The organism is Variovorax sp. 679 (assembly GCF_003952185.1).
GTDB lineage: Bacteria > Pseudomonadota > Gammaproteobacteria > Burkholderiales > Burkholderiaceae_C > Variovorax.
Window position 1 is genome coordinate 31,869 of the sequence record NZ_RXFS01000012.1, and the last position, 18,015, is coordinate 49,883.

Genomic DNA, 18,015 nt, shown 5'->3' on the forward strand with positions numbered 1-18,015 from the left:
TTCAGTCGGTGCGCAGGCTGCGCAATGCGGCGTCGAAGGCCTCGCTGCCGCGCCGCAGGTCGGCGACGATGCGACCACCGCGCATGCACAGGAGGCGGTCGGCCAGCGCTGCCTCGCGGCGCAGATGGGTGGCGATCAGCAAGGTGCGCGATCCTGCGTGTCGGGCAAGGCGTTGCAGCACGTCGTGCGCGACGGCGGCATCGAGCGCCTCTGTCGGTTCGTCCAGCAGCCAGAGCGGCACGGGGCGCAGCAGCAGGCGCGCCAGCGCAAGGCGGCGAGATTGGCCGCCCGAGAGGCCGAGGCCGCCTTCGCCCAGTCGCGTGTCAAGGCCCGAGGCCAGGGCACGCACGTCGCTCTCCAGACCTGCGGCGTGCAATGCCGCATGCAGCTGGTCGTCGGTGGCTTCTGGAGCGGCGAGGCGGAGGTTGTCGCGCAGGCTGTCCTGGAAGAGTTCGGTGCGCTGGGTCAGCAGGCAGGCGGCCTGCGAGCGCACCGTGCCGGAGTGCGGCGTGAGTTCGCCAGCGATGGTGGCGAGCAGCGTTGACTTGCCGGCGCCGCTCGCACCGATCAGCGCGACGCGCTCACCTTCGTCCAGGGTCAGCGAAAGGTCGCTCAGGACCTGTGTACGGCTGCCGTCGTGGATCACCGTGATGCCATCGAGTTGCAGCGCGGTTGAGACATCGGATGCATTCGTCGTCTCGGCGTACTCGTCGGCAGCTGGCGTCATGCGTGGTGCGAGGCGCCGCACTGCAAGCCACGTGCGCCCTGCATCAAGCGCACCGCGACGCAGGGCCGCGAAGGGCTCTGTCGCCGTGAGTGCCACCAGCAGCGCCAGTGCCGCAGCCGGAGCGCCGATGACGCCCTCGCCCACCAGCCAGCCAACGGCCAGCAGCACGCCGACCAGGGTCAGGGTGCCCGCGCTACCGTAAGCAAAACCGGCGGCAGCTTCGAGCTTGTTCAGCGCGAGATCGGCCTTGGCGAGGTGCGTGTCGGCGTTCATCAGGGCCTCGCACTGGGCGTCGATGCGGCCAGCCATCACCAGGTCGGTCTGTCCCGCGACGAGATCGACCGCGCGTGCCCGCAGCGCTTCGATGGCATGCGCGCGCCGCACGGCTGGCTGACGCGCGCGCCGGGCGACGAGTAGCGCGATGCCCCAGCCGACGATCACAAGCCAGAGCATCAGCGCAAGGCCCATGGCCAGGTGCATGAAGCCGAGCACCGTGCCGGCGAGCAATGCAGCGCCCAATGCAGCGGCGGCCGGCACGAGCAAGCGCAGGTAGAGCGACTCGAGCGCATCGATGTCCGAGGTCAGGCGGAACAGCAGGCGGGCCGGACGCTTCAGGAGCTCGCGCGCAGCCTCGGCCTTCGCCCAGCCTCGGAACAGGCGGACGCGCAATGCGGCGAGCACGGCGAAGGTCGCGTCGTGGGTCACCAGCCGCTCGCCGTAGCGCGATGCCGTGCGGCCTAGCGCGAGCAGCCGGATGCCGGCGGACGGCATGAACACGTCGAAGGCGAAAGCTGTTGCGGCATGCAGCCCGGCCAGCGCAGTCGCAGTGATGAACCAGCCGGAGAGGCCCAGCAGCGCCATGCCCGCCAGCACGGTGACTGCGGCGAGCAGGCCGCCGAGCAGCAGCGGGCGCGGCTGCTCGGCGAAGAAGGGGCGCAGGACCAGGCGCAGGTCAAGCCAGTTCGTGGCGGCGCGGGGAGCTTGCGTCTCGCTCATGCAGCCTTCTCCATTGCGTCGGTGCTGCCGAGGCTCACGGTGCGGTCCATGCGCGATGCGAGGACGGGGTCGTGTGTCGCGACGATCAAGGTCTTGCCTCGTGCAAGCTCCACAAGCGCGTCGGCAACCCGCTCGGCGGTTTCGGTGTCGAGGTGCGCGGTGGGTTCGTCCACCAGCAGCAAATCGGCCTGCGGATGCACCGCGATGCGCGCGAGCGCGAGGCGCACGGCCTCTCCGCCGGACAGTCCCCCGCCCCCTTCGCCGAGCGATGTGGAGGGATGCGCCTGCGCCACGGCCTCGAGCGACGCGAAGCGCACGGCTTCGGCGACCCGCGGGGTGTCCACGCCCACGCGGCCCAGCGCCACGTTGGCCTCGACCGAACCAGCGAAGACGTGCGGCACCTGCCCCATCCATCCCATGCGCTGGCGCAGCGCCGCCACCGTGTGTTCGGTGAGCGCCACGCCGCCAATGACGATCTCGCCGCGCGTCGCGGGCACCAGGCCCGCGAGCAGAGAAAGCATGGCGGTCTTGCCGCTGCCGCTGGGGCCGGTCAGCGCGACGTGCTCTCCGGGCGCGATGCGAAGCTCGTAGCCGTCGAACACTTCCTGCTGCTCGCCGGTCCAGGAGAAATGAAGGTTGTGGATGGCGACTGCCGGTGGGCCACCGGAGGCACCCGTCGGTGCGCGCGTCAGTGAGGCATTTGCTCCGGGCAGCGCCAGTTCGTTGCGCTGCAGCCTGTCGAGTGCCTCCAGTGCGGCTTCGCCCGCGGCCCGGTCGTGCCAGACCGCCGACAGCTCGCGCAGCGGCTCGAAGAATGCAGGCGCCAGCAGCAGCACGAACAGCCCTTCGCCCAGGCTCAGCGTGCGCCCCCATGCACCGAAGCCGATCGGGCCCAGCAGGTGGAAGCCCACGTAGACGGCAACCAGCGCCACGCCCAGCGCCGAGAAGAGCTCCAGCACTGCCGACGACAGAAACGCGATGCGAAGCACGGCCATCGTCCTGCGGCGCAGGGATTGGGCGGCTTCACCCAGGCGCTGGGCCGTGATCTCCACCGCGCCGAGCGCGCGCAGCGTCGCCAGTCCGCGAAGCCGGTCGAGCAGGAAGGCATTCATGCCGCCCATCTCCACCATCTGCGCCTCGCTCGCGGCCCTGGCGCGCCATCCGACGATCGCCATGAAGAGCGGAATGAGCGGCGCCGCCACCAGCAGCACCAGCGCTGCCACCCAAGAGAAGGCGGCCACCGCGCAGAGGATGAAGACCGGCACCACCGTCGCGCGCCAGCGTGCGGGCTGGTAGCGCACGAGGTACGGCACCAGCGCCTCGGCCTGCTCGGCGAGCACGCTGGCTGCCAGCCCGGAAGGCGCACGTCGGCGATCGAGCGGAGAGCCGCCGGCCAGCGCCGCTGCCGTTTGCGCACGCAGCGCAGTGAGTTGCGCCCTGGCGCGAGCAAAGGTCCGACGCGCCCCCCAAGCCTCGCAGCCCGCCCTCAGCAACCCGAGCAGAAGGATCGCGCCGGCGGGCCAGATCACCGCATCGAAGCCGCGCCCCGAAGCCAGCCCCTGCACCGCCATCGCCAGCAATGCGGCCTGCGGCAGCCAGAAAAGCGCTGCAGCGCCCTGCACCACCCCGCCGACGTCAGGCGACGCGAAAGCCCGAAGCGGCGATCTGGATGGCGAGTGCTTGGTCATTCCTTAGTTTCGTGAATTTTCAGTATTTACTGAAATTTCCACAATCATACCGGAGATGGGGGCAACTGACGAGCCCGCAGACTGCACGCTGCAGCGCTCGAACGCAACCGGTTCAGGAAGATTTGGGCGGTGCGCCTGCGCTGGCGCGCCCGTCCTTTAATGAGAAACGACTATTCCGCTGACCAGCAGCGCGGCGAACAGCGTGAATACCGCCCGCCAGGAGGCTGGGCGCGCCTCCACCCAGCGATACAGCAGTGCCGCCGCAACCACCGAAAGGCCGAAGGTCGCGACGAGACCGCATGCATCGAACCACGACCCGTGCGGCCCCGCATTCGCGACAGCCGCGTTCATGGCCAGCAGCACCGGGAAGTGGATCAGGAACAGCGAGTACGACATGCGCCCCAGCCGCACCAGAGGCATGGCCACCGCCGGCCAATGCTTCGGCGACAACCAGTTCCGGCGCTGCGCGATGGCGATCAGCAGCGCCGTGACCAGCGCGGTGGCGATGCGGCTTCGCCAGTCGATGGCCAGCGTGCCCGCCCCGACCAGCGCCAGCAGCGCGATCCCGCTCTGCCAGGTGCTGGTGCGCGTCGCGCGCCCGATCCAGAACACCAGCATGCCCAGCCCGTAGGTGCCAAAGAAGTAGAAGGCGGTGTCGTCCAGCCCCGCGTTGCGATTGAACAGCGCCAGCGAGGCCACGGCCAGCCCGATCACAAGCGCCATGGGCATCCAGCGCGCCCGCGCGCTCGGTGGCAGCGAGCCGTTCGAGCGCTGCAGCATCGTGGGAAGGCCCACCAGCACCAGCGCCAATGCGAACAGCTGGAAATCGATGGCCACGTACCAGACACCCGTGGAGAGCGACTCGTAGCCCAGCAGGTCCTGCAACAGCAGTCCGTGGGCGACCAGTTGTCCGAATGTGGGCGACGCCGGCACCACTTCTTCGTCGAGCCACGGCCGTACGAACGCGGCGACCAGCACGCACACGGTGAGCGCGGCGAGGTACGGCATGATCAGCCGACCGTAGCGCTGCAGGATGCGCGACATAGGCCGCTCCACGCGCAGCGTGCCGTCCGGCGCGAGGCTCGCTGCGGCCAGGAAGCCCGCGATCACGAGGAACACCTGCACCGCCAGCCGGCCCTCGTCGGCCAGCCAGGCGAAGAAATCGGGCGCGAGCGCGTAGGCGCCGGCCGGCATCGGGCCGTAGCGCGAGAGATGGTGTCCGACGATCACCGCGCAGGCGATGCCTTTCGCCGCATCGAGCAGCGGCATGCGACCAACGGATGATGACGACGGCGCGCCGGCAACTGGCGCGGCGCCGTTGGCAAAGGCAGTCAAAGCGCGAGCCGCTGCCTTGCCTCCTGGTATTCGCGCTTGAGCTTCTCGATGAATGCGCCGGCGGTGGCCACTTCGGTCACCGCGCCGATGCCCTGGCCCGAGCCCCAGATGTCCTTCCAGGCCTTGGCCTTGCTGCCTTCGCCGCCGCCGAAGTTCATGGTCTTCACGTCGCCCTCGGGCAGGTTGGCCGGGTCCATGCCGGCCTTGACGATGCTGGGCGCGAGGTAGTTGCCGTGCACGCCGGTGAAGAGGCTCGAATAGACGATGTCGTCCGAGGTGCCGTCAACGATGGCCTGCTTGTATTCGTCGCTCGCGCGCGCTTCCTCGGTCGCGATGAAGGCCGTGCCGATGTAGGCGAAGTCGGCGCCCATGGCCTGCGCCGCGAGCACCGCGCCGCCGGTGGCGATGGAGCCCGACAGCGCGATGGGGCCGTCGAACCACTGGCGGATTTCCTGCACCAGCGCGAACGGGCTCTTCACGCCCGCATGGCCGCCGGCACCGGCCGCCACGGCGATGATGCCGTCGGCGCCCTTCTCGATCGCCTTCTGCGCGAACTTGTTGTTGATGATGTCGTGCAGCGTCACACCACCGTAGCTGTGCACCGCGTCGTTCACGTCGGTGCGCGCGCCCAGCGAGGTGATGACGATCGGCACCTTGTACTTCACGACCATCTCCATGTCGTGCTCGAGCCGGTCATTGCTCTTGTGCACGATCTGGTTGATGGCAAACGGTGCTGCGGGCTTGTCGGGGTTGGCCTTGTTGTAGGCCGCGAGCTCCTCGGTGATCTCGGCGAGCCAGTCCTCGAGCTGCGCGGCGGGGCGCGCGTTGAGCGCCGGCATCGAGCCGACCACGCCCGCCTTGCATTGCGCAATCACGAGCTTGGGGTTGCTGATGATGAACAGCGGCGAGCCGATGATCGGCAGCGGCAGGTTCGCGAGGACTGGGGGCAGCTTGGACATGTCGTCTCCGGAGATAAGTTCGGTCTTGTAAGAGTAAGAGAGGAAGGCCGCCATCGCCCGTCAGATGGGCGACAGCGGCGCTGCTTCAGCAGGCTGATCAGAACGCTTCGAGCGCCAGTGCCGTCACGCTCTCGGCGCCGTCGACGATGCTGTCGCGGGTGCCCGGCACCTTGTTGAGGATGTGCTCGGCATAGAAGCGCGCGGTGGCGATCTTGGCCAGCATGAAGTCGGTGTCGAAGCTGCGCGAGGCGAGGTCCTGCGCAATGATGAGCGAGCGCGCGAGCTGCCAGCCGGCCACGAGGTTGCCTGCCAGCATCAGGTAGGGCACGCTGCCCGCGAACACCGCGTTGGGCGATGCCTTGGTCTGTCCGGCCACGAAATCGACCACTTCGACGAAGGCTTCGCGTGCCGCCTTCAGGCGCTTGAGCACGGCCGCCGCGGCGGGGTTGTCGCTCTTGGCCAGTTCTGCTTCGGTCTTCTCGATCTGCGCAGCAATCGCCTTGGCCGTCTGGCCGCCGTCGCGCGCCGTCTTGCGGCCCACGAGGTCGTTGGCCTGGATGGCGGTGGTGCCTTCGTAGATGGTCAGGATCTTCGCGTCGCGGTAGTACTGCGCCGCGCCGGTCTCCTCGATGAAGCCCATGCCGCCGTGCACCTGCACGCCGAGCGAGGCCACTTCGAGGCTCATCTCGGTGCTGTAGCCCTTCACCAGCGGCACCATGAATTCGTAGAAGGCCTGGTTCTGCTTGCGCGCATCCGCATCGGGATGATGGTGCGCCGCGTCGTAGGCAGCGGCAGCCACGCTGGACATCGCGCGGCAGCCTTCGGTGTAGGCGCGCATCGTCATCAGCATGCGCTTGACGTCGGGGTGATGAATGATCGGCGCGCTGGCGTTGATGGAGCCATCGACCGGACGGCTCTGCACGCGTTCCTTCGCATAGGCCACCGCATGCTGGTAGGCGCGCTCGGCAATCGCGATGCCCTGCATGCCCACCGCGTAGCGGGCCGAGTTCATCATGATGAACATGTACTCGAGGCCGCGGTTCTCCTGGCCGACGATGTAGCCCACGGCGCCGCCGTGGTCGCCGTACTGCAGCACGGCCGTGGGCGATGCCTTGATGCCCATCTTGTGCTCGATGCTCACGCAGTGCACGTCGTTGCGCTCGCCAAGCGAGCCATCCTTGTTCACGAGGAACTTGGGCACGACGAACAGGCTGATGCCCTTCACGCCTTCCGGCGCACCGGCCACGCGGGCCAGCACGAGGTGCACGATGTTCTCGGCCATGTCGTGCTCACCGTAGGTGATGAAGATCTTGGTGCCGAACACCTTGTAGGTGCCGTCGGGCTGCGGCTCGGCACGGCTGCGCACCATGGCGAGGTCGCTGCCGGCCTGCGGCTCGGTGAGGTTCATCGTGCCGGTCCACTGGCCGCTCACGAGCTTCTCGAGGTACGTCGCCTTGAGCTCGTCGGAGCCGGCCGTGAGCAGCGCCTCGATGGCGCCGTCGCTCAGCAGCGGGCACAGCGCGAAGCTCATGTTGGCCGAATTGAGCATCTCGCCGCAGGCTGCGCCGATGGTCTTGGGCAGGCCCTGTCCACCGAAATCCGCCGGATGCTGCAGACCCTGCCAGCCCCCCGACACGTACTGTGCGAAAGCTTCCTTGAAGCCCGGCGTGGTCGTGACCGCGCCGTCCTTGAACGATGAGGGATTGCGGTCGCCCGGCACGTTCAGCGGCGCGATCACGTCCTGGTTGAAGCGCGCGCATTCTTCGAGCACGGCCTGCGCGGTCTCGAGGCCTGCGTCTTCGAAGCCGGGCAGCTTCGCGATCTCGCCGATGTTGGCCAGGTGCTCGATGTCGAACAGCATGTCCTTGATGGGGGCGGTGTAGCTCATGTCTTGTCTCCAGATACAGCGGATACGAAAAGGGCATCGCGAACGATGCCCTCTGGCTCAGTGCAGCGATGCGATCAGAGCGCCTTCACGAGTTCCGGCACGGCCGTGAACAGGTCGGCCACGAGGCCGTAGTCGGCCACCGAGAAGATCGGCGCCTCTTCGTCCTTGTTGATCGCCACGATCACCTTGGAGTCCTTCATGCCGGCCAGATGCTGGATCGCACCCGAAATGCCGGCTGCGATGTACAGCTGGGGGGCGACGATCTTGCCCGTCTGGCCCACCTGCCAGTCGTTCGGGGCGTAGCCCGCGTCGACGGCTGCACGGCTGGCACCGAGGCCGGCGTTCAGCTTGTCCGCCAGAGGTGCCATCACTTCGGTGAACTTCTCGGCGCTGCCCAGCGCACGGCCGCCCGAGACGATGATCTTGGCTGCCGTCAGTTCGGGGCGCTCGCTCTTGGTGACTTCACGGCCCACGAAGCTGCTCTTGCCGCTGTCCGCCACGCCTGCAGCGTTTTCCACTGCTGCGCTGCCACCGGTGGCGGCTGCCGCATCGAAACCGGTCGTGCGAACGGTGATCACCTTGGTCGCATCGCTGCTCTGCACGGTGGCAATGGCGTTGCCCGCGTAGATCGGACGCTCGAAGGTGTCGGCGCTCACCACGGCCGTGATGTCGCTGATCTGCGCCACGTCCAGCTTGGCAGCCACGCGCGGAGCAACGTTCTTGCCGTTGGCGGTCGAGGGGAACAGGATGTGGCTGTAGTTCCCGGCAATGGCCAGCACCTGGGCTGCGACGTTCTCGGCGAGGTTCTCTGCCAGGCTGGGGCTGTCGGCTGCGATGACCTTGGAAACGCCTGCGATCTGGGCAGCTGCCTTGGCCGCTTCAGCCGCATTGGCGCCAGCCACCAGCACGTGCACATCACCACCGCAGGCCAGCGCTGCGGTCACAGTGTTCAGGGTCGCGGGCTTGACGGTCGCGTGGTCGTGTTCGGCAATAACAAGTGCGGTCATGTTCAGATCACCTTCGCTTCGTTCTTCAGTTTGTCCACCAGCGTTGCAACGTCAGGCACCTTGATGCCGGCGCCGCGCTTGGGCGGCTCGCTGACCTTGAGGGTCTTCAGGCGGGGCTTCACGTCCACGCCCAGGTCTTCGGGCTTGACCGTGTCGAGCTGCTTCTTCTTGGCCTTCATGATGTTGGGCAGCGTCACGTAGCGCGGCTCGTTCAGGCGCAGGTCGGTGGTGATGACCGCGGGCAGTGTGAGCGCCACGGTCTCCAGGCCGCCGTCGACTTCGCGGGTGACGGTGGCCTTGTCGCCGGCGACTTCGACCTTCGAGGCGAAGGTGGCTTGCGGCAGGTCAGCCAGCGCAGCCAGCATCTGGCCGGTCTGGTTGGCATCGTCGTCGATGGCCTGCTTGCCGAGGATGATGAGCTGGGGCTGTTCCTTGTCGACCAGCGCCTTCAGCAGCTTGGCCACGGCCAGGGGCTGCAGTTCTTCGGAGGTTTCAACGAGGATGCCGCGATCGGCGCCGATGGCCATGGCGGTGCGCAGGGTTTCCTGGCACTTGGCATCGCCGCAGGAGACAGCGATGACTTCGGTGACCACGCCCTTTTCCTTCAGCCGCACCGCTTCTTCAACGGCGATCTCGTCGAAGGGGTTCATGCTCATCTTGACGTTGGCAATGTCCACTCCGGTGCCGTCGCTCTTCACGCGCACCTTCACGTTGTAATCGACGACCCGTTTGACAGGTACGAGAACCTTCATTGACTTGACTCCATTGGGATTGCAAAAAGGGGGCTTCGAGGGCAAACCGGTCATTCTAGGACGCGACCTTTGCCGCCTCTCCATTCTTCCTGCCGGCGCGGGCACCAGAAAAAAGAACGATCGTGCTTTTTCGTGATTATAAAGCAGCGTCGGAAGCCTGAGCCTTCCAGCCGGTAAAGATATTTGACATACCGCCAGGCGCGGAAACATTCGCGCCATCCGGCGGCGCTGCCCGCACGGAAATCGATATCCACGCCCGCTCGCGGTGCACACGGGACCGGCAATGACGCCATCTGCAGCCAATTTTCGGGTTTTCGCCGATATCTGGGCTGGCACACAACATGCAAGATGCATTCTGTCGACAGATGACTGTCGATCTTCGGAGATCAGATGGAAACAGCAGAACGCAGCATCCCGGACGTGCGCGGCAGCGCCCGCCCTCCCATGACACCCGCGGAGCGCCAGATCCGCCAGGACCTGGCCGCCGCCTACCGGCTCGTCGCCCTGTACGGCATGGACGACAGCATCTACACCCACATCTCGGCCCGGGTGCCCGGCACGACGGACCAGTTCCTGATCAACCCCTTCGGCATGCTGTTTCGCGACATCACGGCGTCCTCGCTCGTGAAGATCGACCTGGATGGCAACGTCATCGAGCCCTCTGATTACGACGTGAACCCCGCCGGCTTCACGATCCACAGCGCCGTGCATGCCGCCCGCCACGACGCCACCTGCGTGCTGCACACCCATACCGTGGCCGGCGTGGCCGTGTCCTCGCTGGCCGGCGGGCTGCAGCCCTGCAACCAGTGGGCGCTGCAGTTCCACAACCGCGTGACCTATCACGAGTTCGAGGGCATCGCGCTCAACCACGAGGAGCGCGAACGCCTTGTCGCCGACCTCGGCCCGACCTCCCGCGCGCTGATCCTGCGTAACCACGGCCTGATCACGCTGGGCCGCAGCGTCGCCGAAGCCTTCATCCTCATGCACAACCTGGAGCGCGCCTGCCGCGTGCAGGTCGCCATCCAGGGTTCCGGCCAGCCCGTGCACCCGGTGCCCGAGGAGGTCTGCGAGCTGACCGCGCGCCAGTACGAGAGCGGCGACACGAACCGCCTGGCCTCGATGCCCAACGATCCCTATGCCCGCGAATGGCGCGCGCTGCTGCAGCGCCTGGCCCCGCCCACCCCGGCCTCCTTCCGCGACTGAGATTCACCCGTTCTTCACTGCCCTCCCCACTTTGAAAGGTCCGCTCCGATGAAACGCCGCAACCTGATCCAAGCCGGCTCCGCCGCCCTCGGCCTGTCCATCGCCGGGGTGCCCCTGTACGGCCTGGCGCAGGCCAGGAAGGGTGTCGTCAACGTGCTGGTCCAGCCCGAGCCGCCCGGCCTGATGATGGGCATCGTGCAGAACGGCCCCACGCAGCTGATCGCCGGCAACATCTACGAGGGCCTGCTGCGCTACAACGAGAAGCTCGAGCCGCAGCCCCAACTCGCCACCTCCTGGACCGTGAGCGCGGACAGCAAGACCTACGTCTTCAAGCTCAAGCCCGGCGTCAAGTGGCACGACGGCAAGCCCTTCACGGCCGACGACGTGGTGTTCTCGTGCGACGTGTTCCTGCGCAAGACGCACGCGCGCTTCCGCGCCAGCCTGGCGCAGGTCGAATCGATCAAGGCGCTCGACCCGCTCACCGTGGAGTTCAAGCTCAAGCAGCCCTTCGGCCCCTTCATGGGCATCTTCGAGAACGGCACCATGCCGATGGTGCCCAAGCATGTCTACGAAGGCACCGACTTCGCGACCAACCCCGCCAACGCGACGCCGATCGGCACGGGCCCGCTCAAGTTCAAGGAATGGGTCAAGGGCTCCTACATCCAGCTGGTGGCCAACGAGAACTACCACCAGCCGGGCGCCGTGGGCGTGGAGAGCGTGTATTTCCACGTGATCCCCGACGCCGCCGCGCGCGCCGCCGCGTTCGAGTCGGGCAAGGTCGACATCGCACCGGGCGGCACGGTGGAGTACTTCGACGTGGGCCGCCTCGCCAAGCTGCCGGGCGCGGCCGTGACCACCAAGGGCTGGGAGTTCTTCGCGCCGCACAGCTGGCTGTGGATCAACAACCGCACGGCGCCCATGAACAACGTCAAGTTCCGCCAGGCCATCTGGACCGCCATCGACCGCGAGGCCATGGCCAAGGTCGCCTGGTACGGCTACGCCAAGCCGGCCACGGGGCCGTTCAACAGCCACATCGCCTACGCCAGCGACGACGTGACCAAGTACCCGCGCGACATCGCCAAGGCCAAGAAGCTGGTGTCCGAATCGGGCTACAAGGGCGAGACGCTGCGCCTGCTGCCGCTGCCTTACGGCGAGTCCTGGCAGCGCCAGGCCGAGATCGTGCGCCAGAACCTCACGCAGGCCGGCATCAAGGTCGAGATGGTCGCCACCGACGTGGCCGGCTGGAACCAGCGCAACAGCGAGTGGGACTTCGACCTGGCCTTCACCTACGTCTACCAGTACGGTGACCCGGCACTCGGCGTGGGGCGCAACTACACCAGCGACAACATCGCCAAGGGCTCGCCTTTCAACAACGTGGCGGGCTACACGAACCCCAAGGTCGACGAGCTGTTCGCGGCCGGCGCGCGCGAGAGCGACCCGGCCAAGCGCCGCGCAATCTACCTGGAAGTGCAGAAGCTGCTGGTCGACGAAGTGCCCGTGGCCTGGCTGCACGAGATCAACTTCCCGACGCTGTACCGCACCAAGATCCAGAACGTGGTGTCCTCCGGCATCGGCCTGAACGACAGCCTGGGCCGCGTCAAGCTGGCCTGACCTCCCTCCCCCGCATGCGGTGGCCCGGCGGGCCGGGCGGCCGCATGCCCGAATCGAGCTTGCCATGAAACGACTGCAGTTCATGTCCGTGCGCTTGCTGCAAGGCCTGCTGGCCCTGCTGGTGATCGCCACCGTCAACTTCCTGCTGGTGCGCGCGGCACCGGGCGACCCGGTTTCCGTCATGGCCGGCGAGGCCGGCGCGTCCGACGCGCAGTTCGTGGCCCAGTTGCGCGAGCAGTTCGGCCTCGACCAGCCGCTGCCCGTGCAGCTCGGCAACTATCTGGGCCACGTGATCAAGCTCGACCTGGGCTTCTCCTACCGCCAGCAGCAGCCCGTGGTCGACCTGATCGTGGCTCGCCTGCCCGCCACGCTGCTGCTGACGGGCACGGCCTTCGGGCTCTCGCTGCTGTTCGGCATCGTGCTCGGGGCGCTGGCGAGCCGCAACGCGGGCAAGTGGCAGGACAGCCTCATCACCGTGGTCGCGCTGGTGTTCTACGCCACGCCGCTCTACTGGCTGGCCATGATGGCCGTGCTGGTGTTCACGGTGCAGCTCGACCTGCTGCCCGCCTTCGGCTTCTTCACCGTGGGTGCGGACCTCACGGGCATCGACAAGGCGCTGGACATCGCGAAGCACCTGATCCTGCCTTCGCTCACGCTGGCGCTGTTCTACATGGCGGTGTATGCGCGAATGACGCGCGCCTCCATGCTGGAAGTCGCGCAGATGGACTTCGTGAAGACCGCGCGCGCCAAGGGCGTTGCGCCCGGCCGCATCCAGCGCAAGCACATCCTGCGCAACGCGCTGCTGCCCGTGGTCACGCTGGCCGGCATCCAGGCCGGCGGCATGATCGGCGGCGCCGTGCTGACCGAGACGGTGTTCGCCTGGCCCGGCATCGGCCGGCTCATGTTCGACGCGCTGCTGCAGCGCGACTACAACCTGCTGCTCGGCTGCTTCCTGTTCACCGCGGCCATGGCCGTGCTGTTCAACCTCATCACCGATTTCGTCTACACGCTCGTCGATCCGCGCATCGAGCTGAGCTGAGGAGCCGTTCATGAAAAGCAAATTCTGGCGGCGCTTCAGCCGCAACAAGGGTGCGGTCTTCGGTCTGATCGTGCTGATGCTGGTGGCGCTGGTCACGGCCCTGGGGCCCTTCGTCGCGCAGAACAACCCCTGGGACATGGTCGGCACACCCTTCGCGGCGCCCATGGCGGAACAGGGCCTGCTGCTCGGCACCGACACCATGGGGCGCGACATCCTGTCGGGCATCGTCACCGGCGCGCGCGTCTCGCTGCTGATCGGAGTGGTTTCCACCGTGGTCTCGCTGCTGATCGGCGTATCCATCGGCGCCGTCTCGGGCTACTTCGGCGGCTGGATCGACGCCACGCTGATGCGCTTCACCGAGCTGTTCCAGGCCATCCCGAGCTTCGCGCTGGCCATCGTGCTGGTGGCCATCTTCCAGCCCTCGGTGCAGTCCATCGTCACGGCCATCGCGATCGTCTCGTGGCCGCCGGTGGCGCGGCTGGTGCGCAGCGAATTCCTGACGCTGCGCCAGCGCGACTTCGTTGCGGCGGCCCAGCTCGCCGGCCAGTCCACGCCGCGCATCATCCTGACGCAGATCCTGCCCAACGCGGCATCGCCCATCGTGGTGATGGCTTCGCTGATGGTGGCCACTGCGATCCTTCTCGAATCCAGCCTGAGCTTCCTGGGCCTGGGCGACCCGAACCAGATGAGCTGGGGCTACATGGTCGGCTCGGCGCGCACGGTGCTGCGCCAGGCGTGGTGGATGGCGGTGTTTCCGGGCGTCGCCATCCTGCTCACGGTGCTCGCGCTGAACCTGGTCGGCGAAGGCCTGAACGACGGCCTCAACGCGCGCGCCGACGGGAGGGGCAAATGAAAATGGAAAAGCTCGTCCTTCCCGTGCTCGACGTCCAGGAGCTGGACATCCGCCTGCCCCCGGGCGCAGACCGCGAACTGGCGGTGCAAGGCGCCTCGCTGCAACTGCTGCCGGGCCAGACGCTGTGCGTGGTCGGCGAATCCGGCTCGGGCAAGTCCATGATCGCGAACGCCATCATGGGCCTGCTGCCCCGGCCGCACGTGGAACCCGTGGCCGGCCGAATCCTCTTCGACGGACAGGACCTCCTGCAGCTCGACGAGGCGCAGCTTCGCACGTTGCGCGGCCGGCGCATCGGCATGGTGTTCCAGGAACCCATGACGGCGCTGAACCCGGTCATGCGCATCGGCGAGCAGATCGCCGAGGTGTTCGATGCCCATGTGAAGCTGTCGGCCGCGCAGAAGCGCCAGCGCATCCTCGCGGCACTGGCCGACGTCGGCCTGCCCGAGCCCGAGGTGCTGATCGACAGCTATCCGTTCCGCCTGTCCGGCGGCCAGCGCCAGCGCGTGATGATCGCCTGCGCGCTGGCGCTGGAGCCGGCCCTGCTGATCTGCGACGAACCCACCACCGCGCTGGACGTGACCACGCAGGCGCAGATCCTGAAGCTCATCCGCGAGCTGCAGCAGCGCAAGGGCACGGCGGTGCTGTTCATCACGCACGACTTCGGCGTGGTCTCCGAGATCGCCGACCAGGTCGTGGTGATGCAGACCGGCCAGGTGGTGGAAGCCGGCCCGGCCGCCGCAGTGCTGGCGCGGCCCCAGCACGCCTACACGCGCAAGCTCATCGCAGCGATCCCGAACGGCCAGGTGCGCGCGCCGGCCGAGGAGCGCCCCATCGAGCACGTGCTGCAGGTGCAGGAACTGCGCAAGACCTACGTGACCGGCGGCGGCCTGTTCAGCAAGGGCCGGCGCGTGGAGGCGGCCAAGGGCCTGTCGTTCGAACTGCGCCGCGGCGAGACGCTGGGGCTGGTCGGCGAATCGGGCTCGGGCAAGTCCACCGTGGGCCGCTGCATCGTGGGCCTCGCGCCGTTCGACAGCGGCCGTGTGCTGTTCAAGGGCCGCGCGCTGCAGTCGGGTGCGCAGTTCCGCGCGCAGTCGCAGGGCAAGATTCAAATGGTGTTCCAGGACCCCTACGCCTCGTTGAACCCGCGCCATCGCATCGGCCCGGCCATCGCGGCCGGTCCCATCGCCCAGGGCGTGCCCAAGGCGCAGGCCATCGCTCGCGCGATGGAACTGCTGGAACTGGTGGGCCTCAAGCCCGACGCCGCGGAGCGCTTTCCGCACGAGTTCTCCGGCGGCCAGCGACAGCGCATCGGCATCGCGCGCGCGCTGGCCATGGAGCCGCAGCTGCTGGTGGCCGACGAGCCCGTCTCCGCGCTCGACGTGTCGGTGCAGGCCCAGGTGCTGAAACTTTTCGCCGAGGTGCGCGAGCGCTTCCAGCTGGCCATGGTGTTCATCACGCACGACCTGCGCGTGGCCGGCGAGATGTGCGACCACATCGCCGTGATGCAGCGCGGCCAGATCGTCGAGTACGGCGAAACGGCCAGCGTGCTGGCGAACCCGCAGCACGCCTACACGCGCACGCTGATCGATGCGCAGCCGAGGCTGTCGGCAGCAGCCGCGGAACAGGCGGTGGCCGCATGACGCTCAACATCGCACTGGTCTCGGACCAGATCGCCATGGGCTACCTGCAGCCCGCATTTCGCGAGCGCTTTCCGCAGGCCCGGCTGCTGCGCATCGACACCGAAGTGCAGGAGCTGGATGCACTCGAAGAGATCGACACCGTGGTCTGCTGGTCGCCGCCGCCGGGCCTGCTGGCGCGCATGCCGCGCCTGCGCCTGGTGCAGTCCGTGGGCGCGGGCATCGACCACATCACGCGCGACCCCGCTCTGCCCGACGTGCCGGTCCGCCGCATCGTCGACGCCGACATGGCAGACGGCATGAACGCCTATGTGGCATGGGCCGTGGTGCACGGCCAGCGGCACATGGGTGCCTACCTCGAGAGCCAGCGCCGCGCGGCCTGGGAAGAAGCGCCCATCGAGCCCCCGGGCCAACACCGCGTGGGCATCGCGGGCCTGGGCGTGCTGGGCCAGTCGGTCGCGCGCGTGCTGGACGCCATCGGCTACCGCGTGCGCGGCTGGAGCCGCAGCCCCAAGGACGGCCTGCCCGCCAGCATCGAGGCTTTTCACGGCGATGCTGCGCGCGCCGAGTTCCTGGCCGGCTGCGACACCCTGGTCTGCCTGCTGCCGCTGACCGACGACACGCGCGGCATCCTCGATGCCGCGTTGTTCGCGCAGCTGCCGCGCGGCGCGCGCCTCGTCAACGCCGGCCGCGGCGCCCACCTCGTGCAGGAAGACCTGCTCGCGGCGCTGCACAGCGGCCAGATCGCCTCGGCCGTGCTTGACGCCTTCGTCGAGGAGCCGCTGCCGGCAGCCCACCCGTTCTGGCACCACCCGCGCATCACCGTCACGCCGCACATCGCGACGCGCACCCGGCCTGAGGCCATCGCGCGGCAGACCCACGACAACCTGGCGCGCCTGTAGCCACTATTCAGCGCCCGACATTCAAAGAGGAACCCCATGGCAGAACCCCTCGGTACCGGCGACAAGGACGTCGCCACCCACCTGCATTCGTACACCAACCTGGCCGCGCTGCCGCAGACGCCGCCGCTGGTCATCGTCGAAGGCGACGGCATCCACGTCGTCGACGAGAAGGGCAAGCGCTACCTGGAAGCCATGTCGGGCCTGTGGTGCGCCTCGCTGGGCTTTTCCAACAAGCGCCTGGCCGAGGCCGGCGCGAAGGCGCTGAACACCCTGCCCTACTACCACACCTTCAACCAGCGCACGAACGTTGCAGTGGCGGACCTGGCCGAGCGGCTGCTGGCGCTGGCGCCAGCGCCCATGGCGCGCGTGTTCTTCGCCAACTCGGGCTCCGAGGCCAACGACAGCGCGGTGAAGATGGTCTGGTACTACCACAACGCCATCGGCCAGCCCGAGCGCAAGAAGATCATTGCGCGGCGCAACGCGTACCACGGCGTGACCGTGGCAGCCGCCAGCATGGGCGGGCTCGACGGCAACCACCGCGACTTCGACCTGCCCATCGCGACCGCACCCGCGCGCTTCCTGCACGTGGACTGCCCGCACCACTACCGCTATGCAGAGCCCGGCGAGACGGAACAGGACTTCTCCACCCGCCTCGCGCAACAGCTGGAGCAGACCATCCTTGCAGAAGGCCCGCAGACCGTGGCCGCCTTCATCGCCGAGCCGGTGATGGGCGCGGGCGGCGTGCTGGTGCCGCCGGCCGGCTACTTCGAGAAGGTGCAGGCCGTGCTGCGCAAATATGGCGTGCTCATGATCGCCGACGAGGTCATCTGCGGCTTCGGCCGCACGGGCAACATGTTCGGCTCCACGACCTTCGGCATCCAGCCCGACATCCTGAGCTGCGCCAAGGCCCTTTCATCGGGCTACGTGCCGATCTCGGCGGTCATGGTCAACGAGAAGGTGCACAGCGCCATCGCTGCCAACAGCGGCAAGCTCGGGAGCTTCGGCCACGGCTACACCTACTCGGGACACCCCGTTGCCTGCGCGGTGGCGCTGGAGACGCTGAAGGTCTACGAGGACGAGCGCATCGTCGATCACGTGCGCGAGATCGCGCCCGCGTTCCAGGCCGGACTGCGCGCCTTCGCCGAACGGCCCTGGGTGGGCAACGTGCGCGGCGTCGGCATGATCGGCGCCATCGAGCTCATGGCCGACAAGGCCGCGCGCACGCCTTTCGCGGCCGAGCGCAAGGCCGGCTACCGCTTCGCGGCGCTGGCGCTGGAAGAGGGCCTGATCGTGCGCGCCATGGGCGACAGCATCGGCCTATGCCCGCCACTGATCATCACGCGGGCCGAGCTGGACGACCTGTTCGCGCGCCTGGGCCGCGCCATGGATCGCTTCGACCAGGAAACGAAGGCCTGAGC

14 protein-coding genes are annotated in these 18,015 nt (G+C 67.9%); 7 read left to right on the forward strand and 7 right to left on the reverse strand.

Annotated features, from left to right (window positions below; genetic code table 11):
* Position 1 precedes the first annotated feature (1 nt).
* The 7 genes from cydC to EJO71_RS27425 all read right to left on the reverse strand — a co-directional run bounded on the left by cydC (position 2) and on the right by EJO71_RS27425 (position 9,352).
* On the reverse strand, positions 2-1,723 hold the full coding sequence (gene cydC, locus EJO71_RS27395; protein WP_125951919.1) for a thiol reductant ABC exporter subunit CydC: 1,722 nt from the start codon (positions 1,721-1,723) through the stop codon (positions 2-4).
* A complete protein-coding gene (gene cydD, locus EJO71_RS27400) occupies positions 1,720-3,411 on the reverse strand; it encodes a thiol reductant ABC exporter subunit CydD (protein WP_125951918.1) in 1,692 nt (563 codons plus the stop codon). Before cydD ends, cydC begins: the two co-directional genes overlap by 4 nt.
* Before the next feature lie 156 nt (positions 3,412-3,567).
* On the reverse strand, positions 3,568-4,680 hold the full coding sequence (locus EJO71_RS27405) for an acyltransferase (protein WP_125951917.1): 1,113 nt from the start codon (positions 4,678-4,680) through the stop codon (positions 3,568-3,570).
* Positions 4,681-4,742: 62 nt separating this feature from the next.
* The gene (locus tag EJO71_RS27410) at positions 4,743-5,705 is read right to left on the reverse strand and encodes a nitronate monooxygenase family protein (RefSeq protein WP_125951916.1); all 963 of its coding nucleotides are present in this window, start codon (positions 5,703-5,705) and stop codon (positions 4,743-4,745) included.
* A 97-nt stretch (positions 5,706-5,802) separates the two neighbouring features.
* Complete coding sequence (locus tag EJO71_RS27415; protein ID WP_125951915.1) at positions 5,803-7,593, reverse strand: acyl-CoA dehydrogenase; 1,791 nt, start codon at positions 7,591-7,593, stop codon at positions 5,803-5,805.
* A gap of 74 nt (positions 7,594-7,667) precedes the next feature.
* The gene (locus tag EJO71_RS27420) at positions 7,668-8,600 is read right to left on the reverse strand and encodes an FAD-binding protein (protein ID WP_093207435.1); all 933 of its coding nucleotides are present in this window, start codon (positions 8,598-8,600) and stop codon (positions 7,668-7,670) included.
* A 2-nt stretch (positions 8,601-8,602) separates the two neighbouring features.
* Positions 8,603-9,352 carry an electron transfer flavoprotein subunit beta/FixA family protein gene (locus EJO71_RS27425; protein ID WP_125951914.1) on the reverse strand — a complete coding sequence of 250 codons (750 nt, stop codon included), beginning with the start codon at positions 9,350-9,352 and terminating at the stop codon, positions 8,603-8,605.
* A 444-nt stretch (positions 9,353-9,796) separates the two neighbouring features.
* On the opposite strand from EJO71_RS27425, the gene EJO71_RS27430 reads away from it, so the two are divergent.
* From EJO71_RS27430 to EJO71_RS27460, 7 genes are all read left to right on the forward strand, one after another.
* Complete coding sequence (locus tag EJO71_RS27430; protein ID WP_125951952.1) at positions 9,797-10,555, forward strand: class II aldolase/adducin family protein; 759 nt, start codon at positions 9,797-9,799, stop codon at positions 10,553-10,555.
* Positions 10,556-10,603: 48 nt separating this feature from the next.
* Positions 10,604-12,166 (forward strand): ABC transporter substrate-binding protein, encoded by a 1,563-nt coding sequence (locus EJO71_RS27435; protein ID WP_125951913.1) that lies wholly within the window; start codon positions 10,604-10,606, stop codon positions 12,164-12,166.
* 64 nt (positions 12,167-12,230) lie between these two features.
* Entirely contained in the window at positions 12,231-13,205 is a 975-nt protein-coding gene (locus EJO71_RS27440; RefSeq protein WP_125951912.1) for an ABC transporter permease, read from the forward strand.
* A 10-nt stretch (positions 13,206-13,215) separates the two neighbouring features.
* On the forward strand, positions 13,216-14,058 hold the full coding sequence (locus EJO71_RS27445; RefSeq protein ID WP_019656076.1) for an ABC transporter permease: 843 nt from the start codon (positions 13,216-13,218) through the stop codon (positions 14,056-14,058).
* Between the two features lie 2 nt (positions 14,059-14,060).
* Entirely contained in the window at positions 14,061-15,698 is a 1,638-nt protein-coding gene (locus EJO71_RS27450; RefSeq protein ID WP_125951911.1) for an ABC transporter ATP-binding protein, read from the forward strand.
* On the forward strand, positions 15,695-16,597 hold the full coding sequence (locus EJO71_RS27455; protein WP_125951910.1) for a glyoxylate/hydroxypyruvate reductase A: 903 nt from the start codon (positions 15,695-15,697) through the stop codon (positions 16,595-16,597). The genes EJO71_RS27450 and EJO71_RS27455 overlap by 4 nt, the downstream gene beginning before the upstream one ends.
* Positions 16,598-16,633: 36 nt before the next feature.
* Complete coding sequence (locus EJO71_RS27460) at positions 16,634-18,013, forward strand: aminotransferase (RefSeq protein ID WP_125951909.1); 1,380 nt, start codon at positions 16,634-16,636, stop codon at positions 18,011-18,013.
* The last annotated feature ends 2 nt before the right edge of the window (positions 18,014-18,015 follow it).